This is a genomic window from Roseovarius sp., assembly GCF_040223625.1.
GTDB lineage: Bacteria > Pseudomonadota > Alphaproteobacteria > Rhodobacterales > Rhodobacteraceae > Roseovarius.
On the sequence record NZ_JAVKFX010000071.1, the window covers coordinates 39613 to 54938 of the forward strand.

15 protein-coding genes are annotated in these 15326 nt (G+C 67.3%); 13 read left to right on the forward strand and 2 right to left on the reverse strand.

Features of this window, described 5'->3' with window-relative positions:
* The first annotated feature begins 255 nt into the window (after positions 1-255).
* The 6 genes from RLN94_RS19750 (at position 256) to RLN94_RS19775 (ending at position 5978) form a co-directional block, all read left to right on the forward strand.
* Positions 256-1629: a DUF2927 domain-containing protein gene (locus RLN94_RS19750; RefSeq protein WP_350131679.1), complete on the forward strand. Its 1374-nt coding sequence runs from the start codon at positions 256-258 to the stop codon at positions 1627-1629.
* Positions 1630-1636: 7 nt separating this feature from the next.
* Positions 1637-1807 carry a hypothetical protein gene (locus RLN94_RS19755; protein ID WP_350131647.1) on the forward strand — a complete coding sequence of 57 codons (171 nt, stop codon included), beginning with the start codon at positions 1637-1639 and terminating at the stop codon, positions 1805-1807.
* A gap of 11 nt (positions 1808-1818) precedes the next feature.
* Positions 1819-3003 (forward strand): vWA domain-containing protein, encoded by a 1185-nt coding sequence (locus tag RLN94_RS19760; protein ID WP_350131650.1) that lies wholly within the window; start codon positions 1819-1821, stop codon positions 3001-3003.
* Positions 3004-3126: 123 nt separating this feature from the next.
* Positions 3127-4068, forward strand: a complete 942-nt coding sequence (locus tag RLN94_RS19765) for a nucleoside hydrolase (RefSeq protein WP_350131653.1) — start codon at positions 3127-3129, stop codon at positions 4066-4068.
* A complete protein-coding gene (locus RLN94_RS19770) occupies positions 4065-4511 on the forward strand; it encodes a GNAT family N-acetyltransferase (RefSeq protein WP_350131655.1) in 447 nt (148 codons plus the stop codon). Before RLN94_RS19765 ends, RLN94_RS19770 begins: the two co-directional genes overlap by 4 nt.
* Positions 4512-4559: 48 nt before the next feature.
* The gene (locus RLN94_RS19775; RefSeq protein ID WP_350131658.1) at positions 4560-5978 is read left to right on the forward strand and encodes a protein adenylyltransferase SelO; all 1419 of its coding nucleotides are present in this window, start codon (positions 4560-4562) and stop codon (positions 5976-5978) included.
* Positions 5979-6172: 194 nt separating this feature from the next.
* Here RLN94_RS19775 and RLN94_RS19780 read toward each other — a convergent pair whose 3' ends face one another.
* Positions 6173-6811 carry a DUF2238 domain-containing protein gene (locus RLN94_RS19780; RefSeq protein ID WP_350131661.1) on the reverse strand — a complete coding sequence of 213 codons (639 nt, stop codon included), beginning with the start codon at positions 6809-6811 and terminating at the stop codon, positions 6173-6175.
* A 40-nt stretch (positions 6812-6851) separates the two neighbouring features.
* Between RLN94_RS19780 and RLN94_RS19785 the strand changes: the two genes are divergently transcribed.
* The 7 genes from RLN94_RS19785 to RLN94_RS19815 all read left to right on the forward strand — a co-directional run bounded on the left by RLN94_RS19785 (position 6852) and on the right by RLN94_RS19815 (position 13187).
* A complete protein-coding gene (locus RLN94_RS19785; RefSeq protein ID WP_350131664.1) occupies positions 6852-7556 on the forward strand; it encodes an endonuclease/exonuclease/phosphatase family protein in 705 nt (234 codons plus the stop codon).
* A gap of 69 nt (positions 7557-7625) precedes the next feature.
* A complete protein-coding gene (locus RLN94_RS19790; protein WP_350131667.1) occupies positions 7626-8873 on the forward strand; it encodes a cation:proton antiporter in 1248 nt (415 codons plus the stop codon).
* A 10-nt stretch (positions 8874-8883) separates the two neighbouring features.
* Positions 8884-9723 carry a PhzF family phenazine biosynthesis protein gene (locus RLN94_RS19795; RefSeq protein ID WP_350131670.1) on the forward strand — a complete coding sequence of 280 codons (840 nt, stop codon included), beginning with the start codon at positions 8884-8886 and terminating at the stop codon, positions 9721-9723.
* A gap of 75 nt (positions 9724-9798) precedes the next feature.
* A complete protein-coding gene (locus tag RLN94_RS19800; RefSeq protein WP_350159256.1) occupies positions 9799-10212 on the forward strand; it encodes a Fur family transcriptional regulator in 414 nt (137 codons plus the stop codon).
* A gap of 191 nt (positions 10213-10403) precedes the next feature.
* Positions 10404-11303 (forward strand): DMT family transporter, encoded by a 900-nt coding sequence (locus tag RLN94_RS19805; protein WP_350126174.1) that lies wholly within the window; start codon positions 10404-10406, stop codon positions 11301-11303.
* 84 nt (positions 11304-11387) lie between these two features.
* On the forward strand, positions 11388-12665 hold the full coding sequence (gene eno, locus RLN94_RS19810; protein ID WP_350126177.1) for a phosphopyruvate hydratase: 1278 nt from the start codon (positions 11388-11390) through the stop codon (positions 12663-12665).
* 96 nt (positions 12666-12761) lie between these two features.
* Complete coding sequence (locus RLN94_RS19815; RefSeq protein ID WP_350067223.1) at positions 12762-13187, forward strand: cupin domain-containing protein; 426 nt, start codon at positions 12762-12764, stop codon at positions 13185-13187.
* A 471-nt stretch (positions 13188-13658) separates the two neighbouring features.
* Here the strand turns inward: RLN94_RS19815 and pgi are convergent, their stop codons facing one another.
* Positions 13659-15251 carry a glucose-6-phosphate isomerase gene (pgi, locus tag RLN94_RS19820; RefSeq protein WP_350067225.1) on the reverse strand — a complete coding sequence of 531 codons (1593 nt, stop codon included), beginning with the start codon at positions 15249-15251 and terminating at the stop codon, positions 13659-13661.
* Positions 15252-15326: the final 75 nt, after the last annotated feature.

A 15326-nucleotide genomic window follows, 5' to 3' on the forward strand; every position in this document is an offset into this window, starting at 1 on the left:
GTAGGCTTGGCCGGGCAAAGACCTCCCCCTTTGCGGGACACCCGACAGAAAGCCCCCGAGCCCGTGCCAGTCGACACCACCAGTTTGCACAGCAACCGCCGCCCCCGGGCGGCCGGTCGGCCGGGCCCTGCCGCACCGACGCCCGCGGCGATTTGCGGAAACAATGGCGGTCATTTCAGGGGATTGTTTCGCGGTTTTGGCGCCCTGGGCCGTCCTTCGCCGAATCGCCCTCGCCCTGCCGGGCCCGGCGCCCTGCTGCGCCGCGCCCTGCTGCCCCTCTGCCTCGCGATCGGCGCCTGCACCGGCGCCCCGCAGGAGGATGTCCCCTCCCGCGCCGCCATGCCCGAGGCGTCGAACCTGCCGCCGATGAAGGCGTTTTCCGTGGCCCACCCGGTGCCGCCGGCCCGGTCGAACCGCGACATCTACCGCGACTTCCTCGAACTCAGCTTCCAGCTCGAATCCGGCCGCCAGCTCGAGCGCTTCTCGCGCTTCGAGGGGCCGATCTCGATCCGCGTCGCCGGCAGCCCGCCGCCCAGCCTCATGCCCGACCTCAACCGCCTCGTCAGCCGCCTGCGCACCGAGGCCGGCATCGACATCGGCCGCGTCCCCGCCCGCGGCGGCCATGCCAGCATCACCATCGAGGCGGTCAGCCGCGCCGACATCCGGCAATTCCTGCCGAAAGCGGCCTGTTTCGTCGTGCCCAACGTCTCCAGCCTGCAGGAATACCGCAGCGCCCGCCACTCGCGCCAGACCAACTGGAGCGACCTGATCGAACGCGACCGCATCGCCATCTTCGTGCCCGGCGACAGCTCCCCGCAGGAGGTGCGCGACTGCCTGCACGAGGAACTGGCCCAGGCGCTGGGGCCCTTGAACGACCTCTACCGCCTGCCCGACAGCGTCTTCAACGACGACAACGTGCACGCGGTGCTGACCGGCTTCGACATGCTGATCCTGCGCGCCTATTACGCGCCGGAACTGCAATCGGGCATGACCCGCCAGCAGGTCGCCTCACGCCTGCCCGCCATCCTCACGCGCCTCAACCCCGGCGGCGACAGCCTGCCGCCCCGCGCCCTCGGCCCCACGCCGCGCCCGTGGGTCCGCGCCATCCAGACGGCGCTCGGCCCCGGCGCCACCTCCGGCCAGCGCCGCCGCGCCGCGCTCGAGGCGCTGTCGATCGCCCGGTCGCAGGGCTGGAACGACCACCGCCTCGCCTTCAGCCATTTCGCCCTCGGCCGCCTCACCCAGATGACCGACCCCGAATTCGCCCTCGCCCAGTTCCAGGCCGCCGAGGCGATCTACAGCCGCACCCCCGGCACCGAGCTGCACCGCGCCTACTCGGCCTCGCAGCTCGCCGCCTACGCCATCAGCCGGGGCCGCAGCGCCGAGGCGCTGCAGCTCATCGCGCCGCACATGGGCATCGCCGAGCGGCACGAGAACGCGGCCCTTCTGGCCACCCTGATGATGCTCCAGGCCGAGGCGCTCGACCTCGCCGGCCGGGCGGCCGAGGCCCGGGCCGTGCGGCTGGACAGTATCGGCTGGGCGCGATACGGGTTCGGGGCAGACTGGGCGGTGCGCGCGAAGATGAGCGAAATCTCCGCGCTCAGCCCGCGGATGGAAACAAACGGGTAACCTGACCATGCTTCTAGCCTTGATAGGCCTCGTCATCGGGGCGATCCTCGGCGCCCTCGTCGCACGCCACCGCAAGGGCTCGAAGGTGGACATGCTGCAATACGCGGCCGTCTTCGCCATCCTCTTCGCGCTCGCCGGCCTCTTCCTCACCATCTTCATCCTCCGCGCCTCGGGCTGAAGGCGGCCGCGATGTTCCTTCCCTTCTTCGAGAACCTGCGCAAATCCGGCCTGCCGGTCTCGCTGCGCGAATACCTGACCTTCCTTGAAGCCATGTCCGCCAACCTCGTCACCTACGACATCGAGGGGTTCTACTACCTCGCCCGCGCCGCCATGGTGAAGGACGAGCGCCTGATCGACCGCTTCGACCAGGCCTTCGCCGCCAGCTTCGAGGGCCTCGAACAGATCAGCGCCCAACAGGTGCTCGACGCCGTCGACCTGCCGCAGGAATGGCTGGAAAAGATGGCCGAGAAGCACCTCTCGCCGAAGGAGAAGGCCGAGATCGAGGCATTGGGCGGCTTCGACAAGCTGATGGAAACGCTGAAAGAGCGCCTCAAGGAACAGGAAGGCCGCCACCAGGGCGGCAACAAGTGGATCGGCACCGCCGGCACCTCCCCCTTCGGCGCCTATGGCTACAACCCTGAAGGCGTCCGCATCGGCCAGAAGGAAAGCCGCCACCAGCGCGCGGTCAAGGTCTGGGACAAGCGCGAATTCCGCAACTTCGACGACTCGGTCGAAATCGGCACCCGCAACATCAAGGTGGCCCTCAAACGCCTGCGCAACTGGGCCCGCGAGGGCGCGGCGGACGAGCTCGACCTCAACGGCACCATCCGCGCCACGGCCGAGCACGGCTATCTCGACGTCAAGATGCGCCCCGAACGCCACAACGCCGTCAAGGTCCTGCTCTTCCTCGACGTGGGCGGCAGCATGGACCCCCATATCAAGGTGGTCGAGGAGCTCTTCTCCGCCGCAAGGAACGAATTCAAGCACCTCGAATACTACTACTTCCACAACTGCCTCTACGAAGGCGTCTGGCGCGACAACCGCCGCCGCTGGGACGCGCAAACCCCCACCGACGAGATCCTGCGCACCTACGGCACCGACTACAAATGCATCTTCGTCGGCGACGCCTCCATGTCGCCCTACGAAATCGCCTACCCGGGCGGCGCCAACGAACACTGGAACGCCGAGGCGGGGCAAGTCTGGCTCCAGCGCGCCCGCGAACACTGGCCCCAACACCTCTGGATCAACCCCGTGCCCGAGAAATACTGGCCCTACACCCAGTCCATCCAGATGATCCGCGAGATCTTCGAAGACCGCATGGTGCCGATGACGCTGGCGGGGATCGAACAGGGCATGAAGGAACTGGGGCGCTAGGTTGAGAGCGCCGGGGGCCAGCCCCCGGACCCCCGGAATATTTGAAGCAAGATGAAGGGCAAGAGTGCGCCCAGTCTGCATGTCCCAGTAGACAAATCCCCCCCGGCATGAGACAGGCAACCCATGACCGCGCGCAAGATCATCATCGACACCGACCCGGGGCAGGACGACGCCGTCGCCATCCTGCTGGCACTGGCCAGCCCCGACGAGATCGAGCTTCTGGGCCTCACCTGCGTCGCCGGCAACGTGCCGCTCGACCTGACCACCCGCAACGCCCGCATGGTCTGCGAACTGGCCGGCCGCCCCGATATCCCCGTCTACGCTGGCTGCGACCGCCCGCTCGGCCGCGACCTCGTCACCGCCGAGCATGTCCACGGCAAGACCGGCCTCGACGGCCCCGTCCTGCCCGAACCGACGATGCCCATGGCCGGCGACCACGGCGTCGACTTCCTCATCGACACGCTCCGCGCCGAACCCGCGGGCACCGTCACCCTCGTGCCCATCGGGCCCCTCACCAACATCGCCGCCGCCTTCAAGGCCGCCCCGGACATCGTTGAAAAGGTTGAGGAAATCGTCCTCATGGGCGGCGCCTATTTCGAAGTGGGCAACATCACCCCGGCGGCCGAGTTCAACATCTATGTCGACCCCGACGCCGCCCATATCGTCTTCCGCTCCGGCGCGCCGATCACCGTCATGCCGCTCGACGTCACCCACAAGGCGCTGGTCACCAAGCCCCGCAACGACGCCTTCCGTGCCCTCGGCACGCCGGTCGGCATCGCCGTGGCCGAGATGACCGATTTCTTCGAACGCTTCGACAAGGAGAAGTACGGCTCCGCCGGCGCCCCGCTGCACGACCCCTGCACCGTGGCCTACCTGCTCAACCCCGACCTCTTCTCCGGCCGCCACATCAATGTGGAAATCGAAACCACCTCGCCGCTCACCATGGGCATGACCGTCGCCGACTGGTGGCGCGTCACCCGCCGCGCCCCCAACGCGCTCTTCGTCGGCGATCTCGACGCCGACGGCTTCTTCGACCTGCTGACCGAAAGGCTGGCCCGGCTGTGACCGCTCTGACCATCGCCAAGACGGACGACCTCGACCGCCTGATGCGCCTCGTCGCCGACTACCACGGCGAGGAAGGCATCGACCAATCGCCGGACACCCGCCGCAACGCCATCCTGCCCCTGCTCGAAGGTTCGCCGCACGGGGTCATCTACCTGATGGGCCCCGCCCGCGCCCCCATCGGCTATGTCGTCGTCTGCTTCGGCTGGTCGATCGAGTTCGGCGGCATGGACGGCTTCGTCGACGAGATCTACGTCCGCCCCGCCGTGCGTGGCCGCGGCATCGGCACCGAAGTCCTCCACACCCTGCCCAAGGCACTTGCCAAGGCCGGCATGAAGGCCATCCACCTCGAAGTGGGCAACGAGAACCCCCGCGCCCGCAAGCTCTACGAGAAACTCGGCTTCCGCGCCCGCGAGGGCTACGCCATGATGACGCGAGAGCTGTAAGCCGCCCGGCCCCCTAGCCATTCGCCGCGGAACGCTTATCTTTCGCCCATGACCCTTTCGATTCCGTTCGACAACTCCTACGCCCGCCTGCCCGACCGCTTCTTCACCCGGCTGAACCCCATGCCGGTGAAGACGCCCCAACTCATCCGCTTCAACCACCCGCTCGCGGCCGAAATGGGCATCACCCCCGGCACGGACGAGGAGATCGCGCTCGCCTTCTCCGGCAACACGCCCCCCGAGGGCGCCGACCCGCTGGCCCAGGCCTATGCCGGGCACCAGTTCGGCGGCTTCTCGCCCCAGCTGGGCGACGGCCGTGCCAACCTGCTGGGCGAGACGGTGGCGAACGGCAAGCGCTTCGACATCCAGCTCAAGGGCTCCGGCCCCACCCCCTATTCCCGCATGGGCGACGGCCGCGCCTGGATGGGCCCCGTCCTGCGCGAATACGTGGTCTCCGAGGCGATGCACGCCCTCGGCGTCCCCACCACCCGCGCGCTGGCGGCCGTCGCCACCGGCGAACGCGTCTACCGCGAGAACGGCGGCATGCCCGGCGCCGTGCTGACCCGCGTCGCCTCCAGCCATATCCGCGTGGGCACGTTCCAGTTCTTCGCCGCCCGCCGCGACACCGAAGGGCTGCAGGCCCTCTTCGAGCACACGGTCGAGCGCCACTATCCCGGCGTGGAAACCCCCACCGACCTGCTGAACGCCGCCATCGCCCGGCAGGCGTCGCTCATCGCCCAATGGATGTCCGTGGGCTTCATCCACGGCGTCATGAACACCGACAACACCACGCTGTCGGGCGAGACCATCGACTATGGCCCCTGCGCCTTCATGGATACCTACCACCCCGATACCGTCTATTCCTCGATCGACGCGCATGGCCGCTACGCCTATTCGAACCAGCCCAACGTGATCGTCTGGAACATGGCGCAACTGGCCACCGCCCTCGTGCCGCTCATGCCCGAGCAGGATGCGGCTATCGAGACCTTCACCCAATCCGTCCACGCCATGCCCGAGCAGATCCATGCCGAATGGCTGGCCCGCTTCCGCGCCAAGCTGGGGCTCGCCACCGAGGATCCGGGCGACGAGGAGCTGATCACCGGCCTCCTGCGCGCCATGGCCGAGAACCGCGCCGATTTCACCAACACCTTCCGTGCCCTCGCGACGGGCAAGCCACGCGACCAGTTCCTCGACCCGAAAGCCTTCGACGCATGGGAACCGCTCTGGCAGAAACGGCTCGAGGCCGAGGAGAATGCCGAGGCCCGGATGCTGGCCGCCAACCCGGCTTTCATTCCCCGCAACCACCGCGTCGAACAGATGATCCAAGCCGCCGTCGAGGGCGATTTCGCCCCGTTCGAGCGGCTGCTGAACGTGCTGGCCAAACCTTACGAGGATCAGCCCGACGCCGCCGACCTCACCCGCCCGCCGGAGCCGTCGGAGGTGGTCCAGCAGACCTTTTGCGGCACCTGAGCCGCTGCGCCCCCTGTTGCGCCCGCCCCAACATCTCGCGTGTTGCGCCCGGTACGGCGCATCAACCCCTGCCCGAACAGACCGGAATACCGACGCGATACCGACGTGTTACCGACGCGATACCGACACCGGCCGCCCTGCAAAACAAGCCCATTAACCTGATTCGCGCCGAAACCCTGTCGACAGCGCGCCGCCTACTTCCGCCGCAGCCGCCGAAAAAACCGCGGGTTGCGCGTCACGAACTCGTCGATCAGCACCGCCAGCCCGCCCCGCGCCTGCCCCTTCAGGTACCCGAACCCCGTCGCCGCCCCGATCAGCGCCCCGACCGCGTTCAGGATGATGTCGCCCATCGTGTCCCTCAGCCCGGATTTCTGCATGTTGAAGCCGAACACCTGGTCCATGAAGAACTCGAAAATCTCCCAGACCGCGCCGATCGTCATGGCAAAGCAGAAGGCGAAGAAGGCCACCGCAATCGGCGGCGCGGCATAGCGGTCGCCCTGGAACATCATGAAGACCAGCACGAAGCCGATCAGCCCGAATCCCACCGCCGAGGCGGCGTGCATCACCATGTCCCACCACCAGAAACGTTCATAGAAATCATAGACTTCGCCAAGGAACAGCGTGGCGCCGACAAAGATCACCACCACGGCGATGAAACTCGGCGGCACATGCACATCCGTCCACTTCGCCACCACCACCGGGGCAAAGGACAGCGCCAGCGTCCCCAGCGCCACGAAGGCCAGTTCCAGCCGCAATTCCACCAGCGCGAACAGCACCACCCCGGCCAGCGCCAGCCAGATCGCCCGAGCCAGCCATGTCTGATCTGCGAACACCGGTGATGTCTCTTTCCGTCTCAAGTACTATCTGAAGGATATGAATGGTCAAAGCTTCCGGATTGCAACCTACAACCTGCAGAAATGCGTGGGCCTCGACATGCGTCGCCGCCCCGATCGCAGCCTGTCGGTGATCGCCGCGCTCGACGCCGATCTCGTGGTCCTGCAGGAGGCCGACAAGCGCCTGCCCCCCCGGCCCGCCGCCCTGCCGCACGACATGGCCGAACAGGATGGCTGGCGCATCCTGCCCTTCGGCGCGCCCGGCGGATCGCTGGGCTGGCACGGCAACACCATGCTTGCACTTCCCCGCGTAACCGTCTGTAATACCTGGCATATGGTCCTTCCGGGGTTAGAGCCGCGCGGCGCCATCATGGCCGAGATCGACACCGTCATCGGCCCCTTGCGGGTCATCGGCCTGCATCTCGGGCTGGTCCGCCGCGACCGGCTTCTGCAACTCGCCCGGATCCAGCGCCGCCTCCGCCGGATGCCGCCGATGCCCACCGTGCTGGCGGGCGATTTCAACGAATGGGGCAGCGCCGCGGCGCTGGCGGCGGCGGTCGACGACAAGCGCTTCGCCCCCACGCCCCCCAGCTACCCGGCCCCCCGCCCCGTGGCCCGGCTCGACCGGATCGCCACCTGCGACGCGCTCGTGGCCCGGGCCTCCGGCACATATGCCGCCAAACCCGCCCATATCGCCTCCGACCACCTTCCCGTCTGGGCCGATCTCGAACCCGCGCCGCGCTAGACATCTGGCGCGCCCCGGGGCACCGTGATAGGCGCTGGCCCGCCGACCCGCCATTGATGGACGCTTTTCATGACCATTCTCCAGATCACCTCGCTTCTCATCGTGCTGGCCGGCGTCTTCGGCGCCATCAACTACCTGTTTCTAAAGCTTCCTTCGGCCATCGGCATCCTCGTCGTGGCGCTGCTGGCCTCCTTCGGCGTGCTGCTGGTCGACCTCGTCTGGCCCCAACTCCTCATCGCCGACACCGCCCGCGACCTGATCACCTCGCTCCATTTCTCCGACGCCCTGCTCGAAGGCATGCTGGGCCTGCTGCTCTTCGCCGGCGCGCTGCATGTCAAGCTGAAAGACCTGCGCGCAGAATGGCGGGCGGTCTTCCTGATGGCCACCATGGGCGTGGCGCTTTCGACCATCGTCATCGGCACGGGCTTTCACTGGATGACCGGCATGCCGCTCATCGTAGCACTGGTTTTCGGCGCGCTCATATCGCCCACCGATCCGGTCGCCGTGCTGGGCGTCCTGCGCGAGGCGAACCTGCGCAAGTCCTTGGAAACAAAGATCGCCGGCGAATCCCTCTTCAATGACGGGGTGGGCTACGTGGTCTTCCTCGTGCTCGTCGGCCTCGCCTTCCCCGGCGACGACCACCACGCCAGCGGCCTGCAGGGCGCCGCCCTCCTTTTCGTGCAGGAAGCCCTCGGCGGCGCCGTCCTCGGCCTCGTCCTCGGCTGGCTCACCTTCCGCGTCATGCGCCTGATCGACGACTATTCGCTCGAGGTGCTGCTCACCCTCGGCCTCGCCTTCGGCGGCTACGAACTGGCCGTTTTCCTCCACGTCTCCGCCCCCATCATGGCGGTCTGCGCCGGGCTCCTGATCGGCGAGGTCGGCGCCAAGCACGGCATGAGCGAGGAAACCCGCGACTATGTCGATGCCTTCTGGAAACTGATCGACGAGATCCTCAACGCCGTCCTCTTCCTGATGATCGGCTTCGAGGTCTTCGCCGTCGCCTTCGAGGTCGATTTCCTGATCGCCGGCGTCCTCTCCATCGGCCTGGCCCTCATCGGCCGGCTGGCCGCCGTGGCGGTGCCCGTGCTCATCCTGCGCCCCTTCCGCACCTTCTCCCCCGGCGTGGTGCCGATCATGACATGGGGCGGCCTCAAGGGCGGTATTTCCGTCGCCCTGGCGCTGTCGCTGCCCGACAGCGAATGGAAGCCGCTGATCCTGGCAACCACCTATGTGGTCGTGATCTTCTCGATCATCATACAGGGCCTGACCGTCAGCAAACTTGCCAACCGCGTGGGCCGATCGCCCGACCTGGTCTGAGGAGGCCCGCATGTCCCACTATGTCGTCTACGACGTCTTCACCGACACCCGCTTCGGCGGCAACCAACTGGCCGTCTTCCCCGACGCCACCCCCCTGCCCGAGGCCGACCTGCAAGCCATCGCGGCCGAGTTCAACTTCTCCGAGGTCACCTTCGTCTTCCCGCCCGAGGACACGGCCCACACCGCCCGCGTCCGCATCTTCACGCCTACCATGGAGATCCCCTTTGCCGGCCACCCGGTGATCGGCACCGCCATCGCGCTTTCCGATGCGGGCCACGGGCCGGAGATGGTGCTGGAACTCGGCGTCGGGCCCCTCTCCTGTCGCGTGGAAGATGGCATCGCCGCCTTCACCACCGAGGCGACGCTCGAGGTTCTGGCCACGCCAGACCCCGCCCTCGTCGCCCGTGCGCTCGGCCTGCAACCCTCTGATATCACCACCGAAACCCACCCGCCCACCATGGCCACGCTGGGCCTGCCCTTCACCATCACCCAGCTCGCCAGCCGTGCCGCCCTCTCCGCCTGCCAGACCGATATCGCCGCCTTCCGCGACGGCGCCCGCGCCCATCCCGGCGGGCTCGACTTCGCGCAATTCGGCTATGTCCGCGAAGGCGACACCGTCCACGCCCGCATGTTCGCCCCGCTCGACAACATCCCCGAAGACCCGGCCACCGGCAGCGCCTGCGCCACCCTTGCGGCCCTCCTCGCCAAGACCCTGGGAAAAGACCTCTCCCTCACCGTCCACCAGGGCGAGGATATGGGCCGCCCCAGCCGCATCACCCTGCAAACCGACCGCACCCGTGTGACCGTGTCGGGCGGGGCCGTGAAAGTCATGGAAGGCCGCCTGCTCTGACCCGCCGATAAAATCTGGCCAACACGCCGCGAACCGGCTATCCAACGGGCCCACGAGTCGCAAAAGATCGAGCCGATGACCGAGACCATCACCGAGCGTTGCGAGGCCAAGGGCCTGCGGATGACCGGCCAGCGCCGCACCATTGCCGCCGTGCTGGAGGATTCCGACGATCACCCCGATGTCGAGGAGCTCTACGCCCGCGCCTCGGGCCGCGATCCGAACATCTCCATCGCCACCGTCTACCGGACCGTGAAGCTGTTCGAGGAGGCCGGCATCCTCGAAAAGGTCGAATTCGGCGACGGCCGCGCCCGCTATGAAGATGCCGAGCGCGACCACCACGACCACCTCATAGACCTGCATTCCGGCGAGGTGATCGAGTTCGTCGACGCCGAGATCGAGGCGCTGCAGGAAAAGATCGCCAACAAGCTGGGCTACAAGCTCAAGGGCCACAAGCTCGAGCTTTACGGCGTGCCGCTCAAGAAAAACTGAGCCGTCCGGCCCCTCACCCCCGCGCGCCGTAGGGTGGGTGCCAACCCACCGTCCAACCCGGAACACACCCTCCGATCAGCCCCTTTCGACGCAACAGCGCCCGGCCCTCACGCCCGGTGTTGCCGCTCGTGCCAATGGCCACTATAGCCGATCCCGTGCGGCCTCCCGCCGCAGCACCGAAAGGCACTCCCATGCAGAACATCCACGGCATCCTGCTCGTGATCGCCGCCATGGCCGGCTTCACCATCGAGGACACGCTGATCAAGCGGATGTCGCAGGACATTCCCGTGGGCCAACTTCTGATCATCCTCGGGCTTGCCAGCACGGTGATCTTCGCCCTGATCGCCCGCGTCCGCGGCCACGACATCTTTGCCCGTGCCGCGTGGCGGCCGATGTTCCTGTGGCGCGCGCTGGCCGAGGCGACGGCCGCGATGGCCTTTGTCACCTCGCTCTCGCTGGTCGACATCTCGGTCGTGGCGGCCGTCTTCCAGGCGACACCCCTCGTCATCACCATGGGCGCGGCGCTCTTCCTCGGCGAAGACGTCGGCTGGCGCCGCTGGACCGCCATCGGCCTGGGTTTCGTGGGCGTGCTGATGATCATCCGCCCCGGCGTGGCCGGGTTCGAGCCGGCCGCGCTGATCGTGCTGATCTCGGTCTGCGCCATCGCCGCGCGCGACCTGATCACCCGGCGGATCGACGCGAACGTCTCCTCCTTCGTGATCTCCTTCCAGGGCTTCGGCGTGGCGATCCCCGCGGGCTTCCTCCTGCTGGCGCTCTCGGGTGACGGCCCGACGGCAATGACCCCCGCCCACGGCGCCATGATGCTGGGGGCGGTCGTCGTCGGCGCACTCTCCTATTACGGCATCGTGCAGGCCATGCGCCTGGGCGAGGCCGCCGCCGTCACGCCGTTCCGTTACACCCGCCTTCTCTTCTCGCTCGTCGTCGGCGTCACCGGCTTCGGCGAGCATCCCGACACCATGACGCTCGCCGGCGCCGCGCTCATCATCGCCACCGGCCTCTACACCTTCGTGCGCGAACAACGCCTCGCCCGCCGACAGCGCCGCGACCTTGCCGGGAACCCCAACATCTAGTTAGCGCTAACACCGCCCAGTTGCATTCGACGCCAAACTTGGTATGGGACAGCCAGCCAATTCAGCCTTCCGAGGGACAGGAACATGAGCACCATCATCGACATTCACGCCCGCGAAATTCTCGACAGCCGGGGCAACCCCACGATCGAGGTCGACGTCGTCCTCGAAGACGGTACCATGGGCCGAGCGGCGGTGCCCTCGGGCGCCTCCACCGGCGCGCATGAGGCGGTCGAGAAACGTGATGGCGACAAGTCCCGCTACCTCGGCAAGGGCGTTCTGGAAGCCGCGGCTTCGGTCAATGGCGAGATCGCCGACCTGCTGCTTGGCTTCGACGCCACCGAGCAGGTCTCGGTCGACGCGGCGATGATCGAGCTCGACGGCACCCCCAACAAGGCCCGGCTCGGCGCCAACGCCATCCTCGGCGTCTCGCTCGCCGTCGCCAAGGCCGCCGCCGATTTCACCACCCAGCCGCTCTTCCGCTATGTCGGCGGCACCTCGGCCCGTGTCCTGCCCGTGCCGATGATGAACATCATCAACGGCGGAGAACATGCCGACAACCCGATCGACGTCCAGGAATTCATGATCATGCCCGTCGCCGCCAGCGACATCCGCGAGGCGGTGCGCATGGGCGCCGAGGTGTTCCACACCCTGAAGAAGGAACTCTCCGCCGCCGGCCTCTCCACCGGCATCGGCGACGAGGGCGGCTTTGCCCCAAACCTCTCCTCAACCCGCGAGGCGCTCGATTTCATCCTGAAATCCATCGAGAAGGCCGGATACAAGCCGGGCGAAGACATCTACCTCGCCCTCGACTGCGCCGCGACCGAGTATTTCAAGAACGGCAAGTACGAGCTCAAGGGCGAGGGCCTCTCGCTCACCTCCGAGGAAAACGCCGACTACCTCAAGGCGCTGGTCGGCGACTACCCGATCATCTCGATCGAGGACGGCATGAGCGAGGATGACTGGGACGGCTGGAAAGCCCTGACCGACATGATCGGCGACAAGGTGCAGCTCGTGGGCGACGACCTCTTCGTCACCAATCCCGTGCGTCTGGCCGAGGGCATAGAGAAAGGCGCCGCCAACTCCATGCTGGTGAAGGTCAACCAGATCGGCACCCTGACCGAGACCCTCAAGGCCGTCGACATGGCCCACCGCGCGCGCATGACCAACGTCATGTCCCACCGCTCGGGCGAGACCGAGGACGCCACCATCGCCGACCTCGCCGTCGCCACCAATTGCGGGCAGATCAAGACCGGCTCGCTGGCGCGCTCCGACCGGCTGGCCAAGTACAACCAGCTCATCCGGATCGAGGAAGCCCTGGGCGACAGCGCCGAATATGCCGGCCGCTCGATCCTGCGCGGCTGAACGGCTCCCGCGGCGGGCCGGAACCACCGGCCCGCTGACCCGGGAAACCTGCCGCTTCCCCTTTCCCCTTCCGGCCCGACCGTCTAGCGTGCGCCCATGACAGCAGACGACATCATCCGCCAGCTCGACCTCCAGCCCCATCCCGAAGGCGGCCATTACCGCGAGACATGGGTGGCCGACAATGACGGCCGGCCCACCGGGACCTGCATCTATTTCCTGCTCAAGGGCGGCGAGGAAAACCGCTGGCACCGGGTCGACGCCACCGAGATCTGGCATTTCTACGCCGGCGATCCGCTGCTGCTGCGCCTTTCCGCCACCGATACCGGCCCGGCCGGACGCCACCTGCTCGGCCCCGACCTCGCCACGGGACAGCGCCCCCAGGTCATCATCCCGCCCCATCACTGGCAACGCGCCGAATGCACCGGCGCCTTTACGCTCGTCGGCTGCACCGTTTCGCCGGGCTTCCGCTTCGAGGGCTTTACCCTTGCAGATGACGGGTTCGACATTCCCGACGGCGGCTGACGCAGGCTTCAGAGCCGTTTTTCCGGATAAAAAGCAACAGCTTGATAAATTTCTCCGGCATTCTTCAACAAAATATCGTCCGGCCTGAAACTTTCCCCCGCCCCCCGCGTGTCTCTCCAGTGAACTCAGCCAGACGGCGTGGACGCCGTGGGGTCTTTTCCCGACTCCCGTACACCCACGGTGCTGCATCAGGGCGTTGCCCGCAGCAATCCCCACCGCGCCCGAGGCCGAGTTTGTCGGGGCCCGCCCTTTGCCCCGACAGACAGGACCGGCGCCGCGTATGAGTGTGAGCGTTTTCTTTGCCTTCGGGCAAGATCGGCGTCGGTTCTGGTCCGGGGTGCCCGCGTGCATCCCGGACACACGCCGCCGGATCGCGGTTACAAGTGGTGCTATTGATCCCGGTCACGGGGTGATACGAGCAGTCCGGTTGCGGCATCGGCCCGGAAAGCGGAAACGCTCTCCGGGCCGTCCTTATTCCACCACGCCGCGCACGAAACCCACGAGCTGCCGGGTCGAGCCGTCCTTCCCGGACCCGTCCCGCTCGCCCGACAGGATCGGCGCCATTTCCTTGGCCAGCACCTTGCCCAGCTCCACGCCCCACTGGTCGTAGGAGTTGATCCCAAGGATCACCCCCTCGACGAACACCCGATGCTCGTAAAGCGCCACGATCTGGCCCAGCCGGCGGGGCGTCAGCCGGTCATAGATCAGCGTGGTCGACGGCCGGTTGCCCGGAAACACCCGGTGCGCCGCCTGCCGCTCCAGCTCGGCGCCCTCGAACCCGGCCTCCGCCATCAGGTCGCGCGCCTCCTCCACCGTGCGCCCGCGCATCAGCGCCTCCGACTGCGCAAGGCAATTGGCCACCAGCAGGTGATGATGATGCGCCAGCTCCGGCTCGTGGCCCTTGGCCGCCACCATGAATTCACAGGGGACAACCTGCGTGCCCTGGTGAATGAGCTGGTAGAAGGCATGCTGCCCGTTCGTCCCCGGCTCGCCCCAGACGACGGGGCCGCTCTGCACGTCAAGCGTGTCCCCCTCCATCGTCACCCGCTTGCCGTTGCTCTCCATCTCGAGCTGCTGGAAATAGGCGGGCAGCCGCGCCAGCCGCTGGTCATAGGGAAGCACGGCGCGCGTCGGAAACCCGCAGGCATGGCTGTGCCACAACCCGGTCAGCGCGAGCATGACGGGCATGTTCTCCTCTGCCGGGGCCTCGCGGAAATGCCCGTCCATCGCCTCCCCGCCCTGCAGGAAGGCGCGAAAATCCTGCGACCCGATGGCCAGCATCAGGGGCAGGCCGATCGGCCCCCACATGGAATAGCGCCCGCCGACCCAGTCCTCGAACCCGAAAACCCGCTCGGGCGCGATCCCGAAGGCGGCGGTCTTCTCCTCGGCGGTCGAGACGGCGGCGAACTGCGCGGCCGGGTCCTCCACCGTCTTCGCCATCCAGGCCCGCGCGGTCTCGGCGTTGGTCATCGTCTCGATCGTGGTGAAGGTCTTCGACGCCACGATCACCAGCGTCGTCCTCGGGTCCAGCCCGGCCAGGCAATCGGCGATATCCGCCCCGTCCACGTTCGACACGAAATGGCACCGCGGCCCGTCATGATAGGGCGACAGCGCCCGTGTCGCCATTTCGGGGCCAAGGTGAGAGCCGCCGATGCCGATATTGATCACGTCGGTGATCGGCCCGCCCGCGCCCCGGAACCCGCCGCCGCGCACCTCTTCGGCAAAACTCTCCATCCGCGCCAGCGTCTCCCGCACCCCCGGCATCACGTCGCGGCCTTCCACCTCAACCGGCCCGCCGCCAAGGTTGCGCAGCGCCGTGTGCAGCACCGCCCGCCCCTCGGTCTCGTTGATCGCCTCGCCCGCGAACATCGCGTCGCGCCGCTCCTCGACATGGTGCGACCGCAGGATCGACAGCAGCAGCGCCCGCGCCTCCTTGTTCATCGCGGTCTTCGAGTAATCGAACAGCATCCCGTCGAACCGCACCGAGAAATCCGCCGCCCGGCCCTCCTCGGACAAAAGCTCCGATATCCGCGCGCCGGTATCGGCTTTCAAGGCCTCCCACATGCCGTCAACTCCTGCCTATAGGTTTCACCGTTCCAAAAATACTCCGGGGGAGATGTTGAAATCCCACGGGATTTC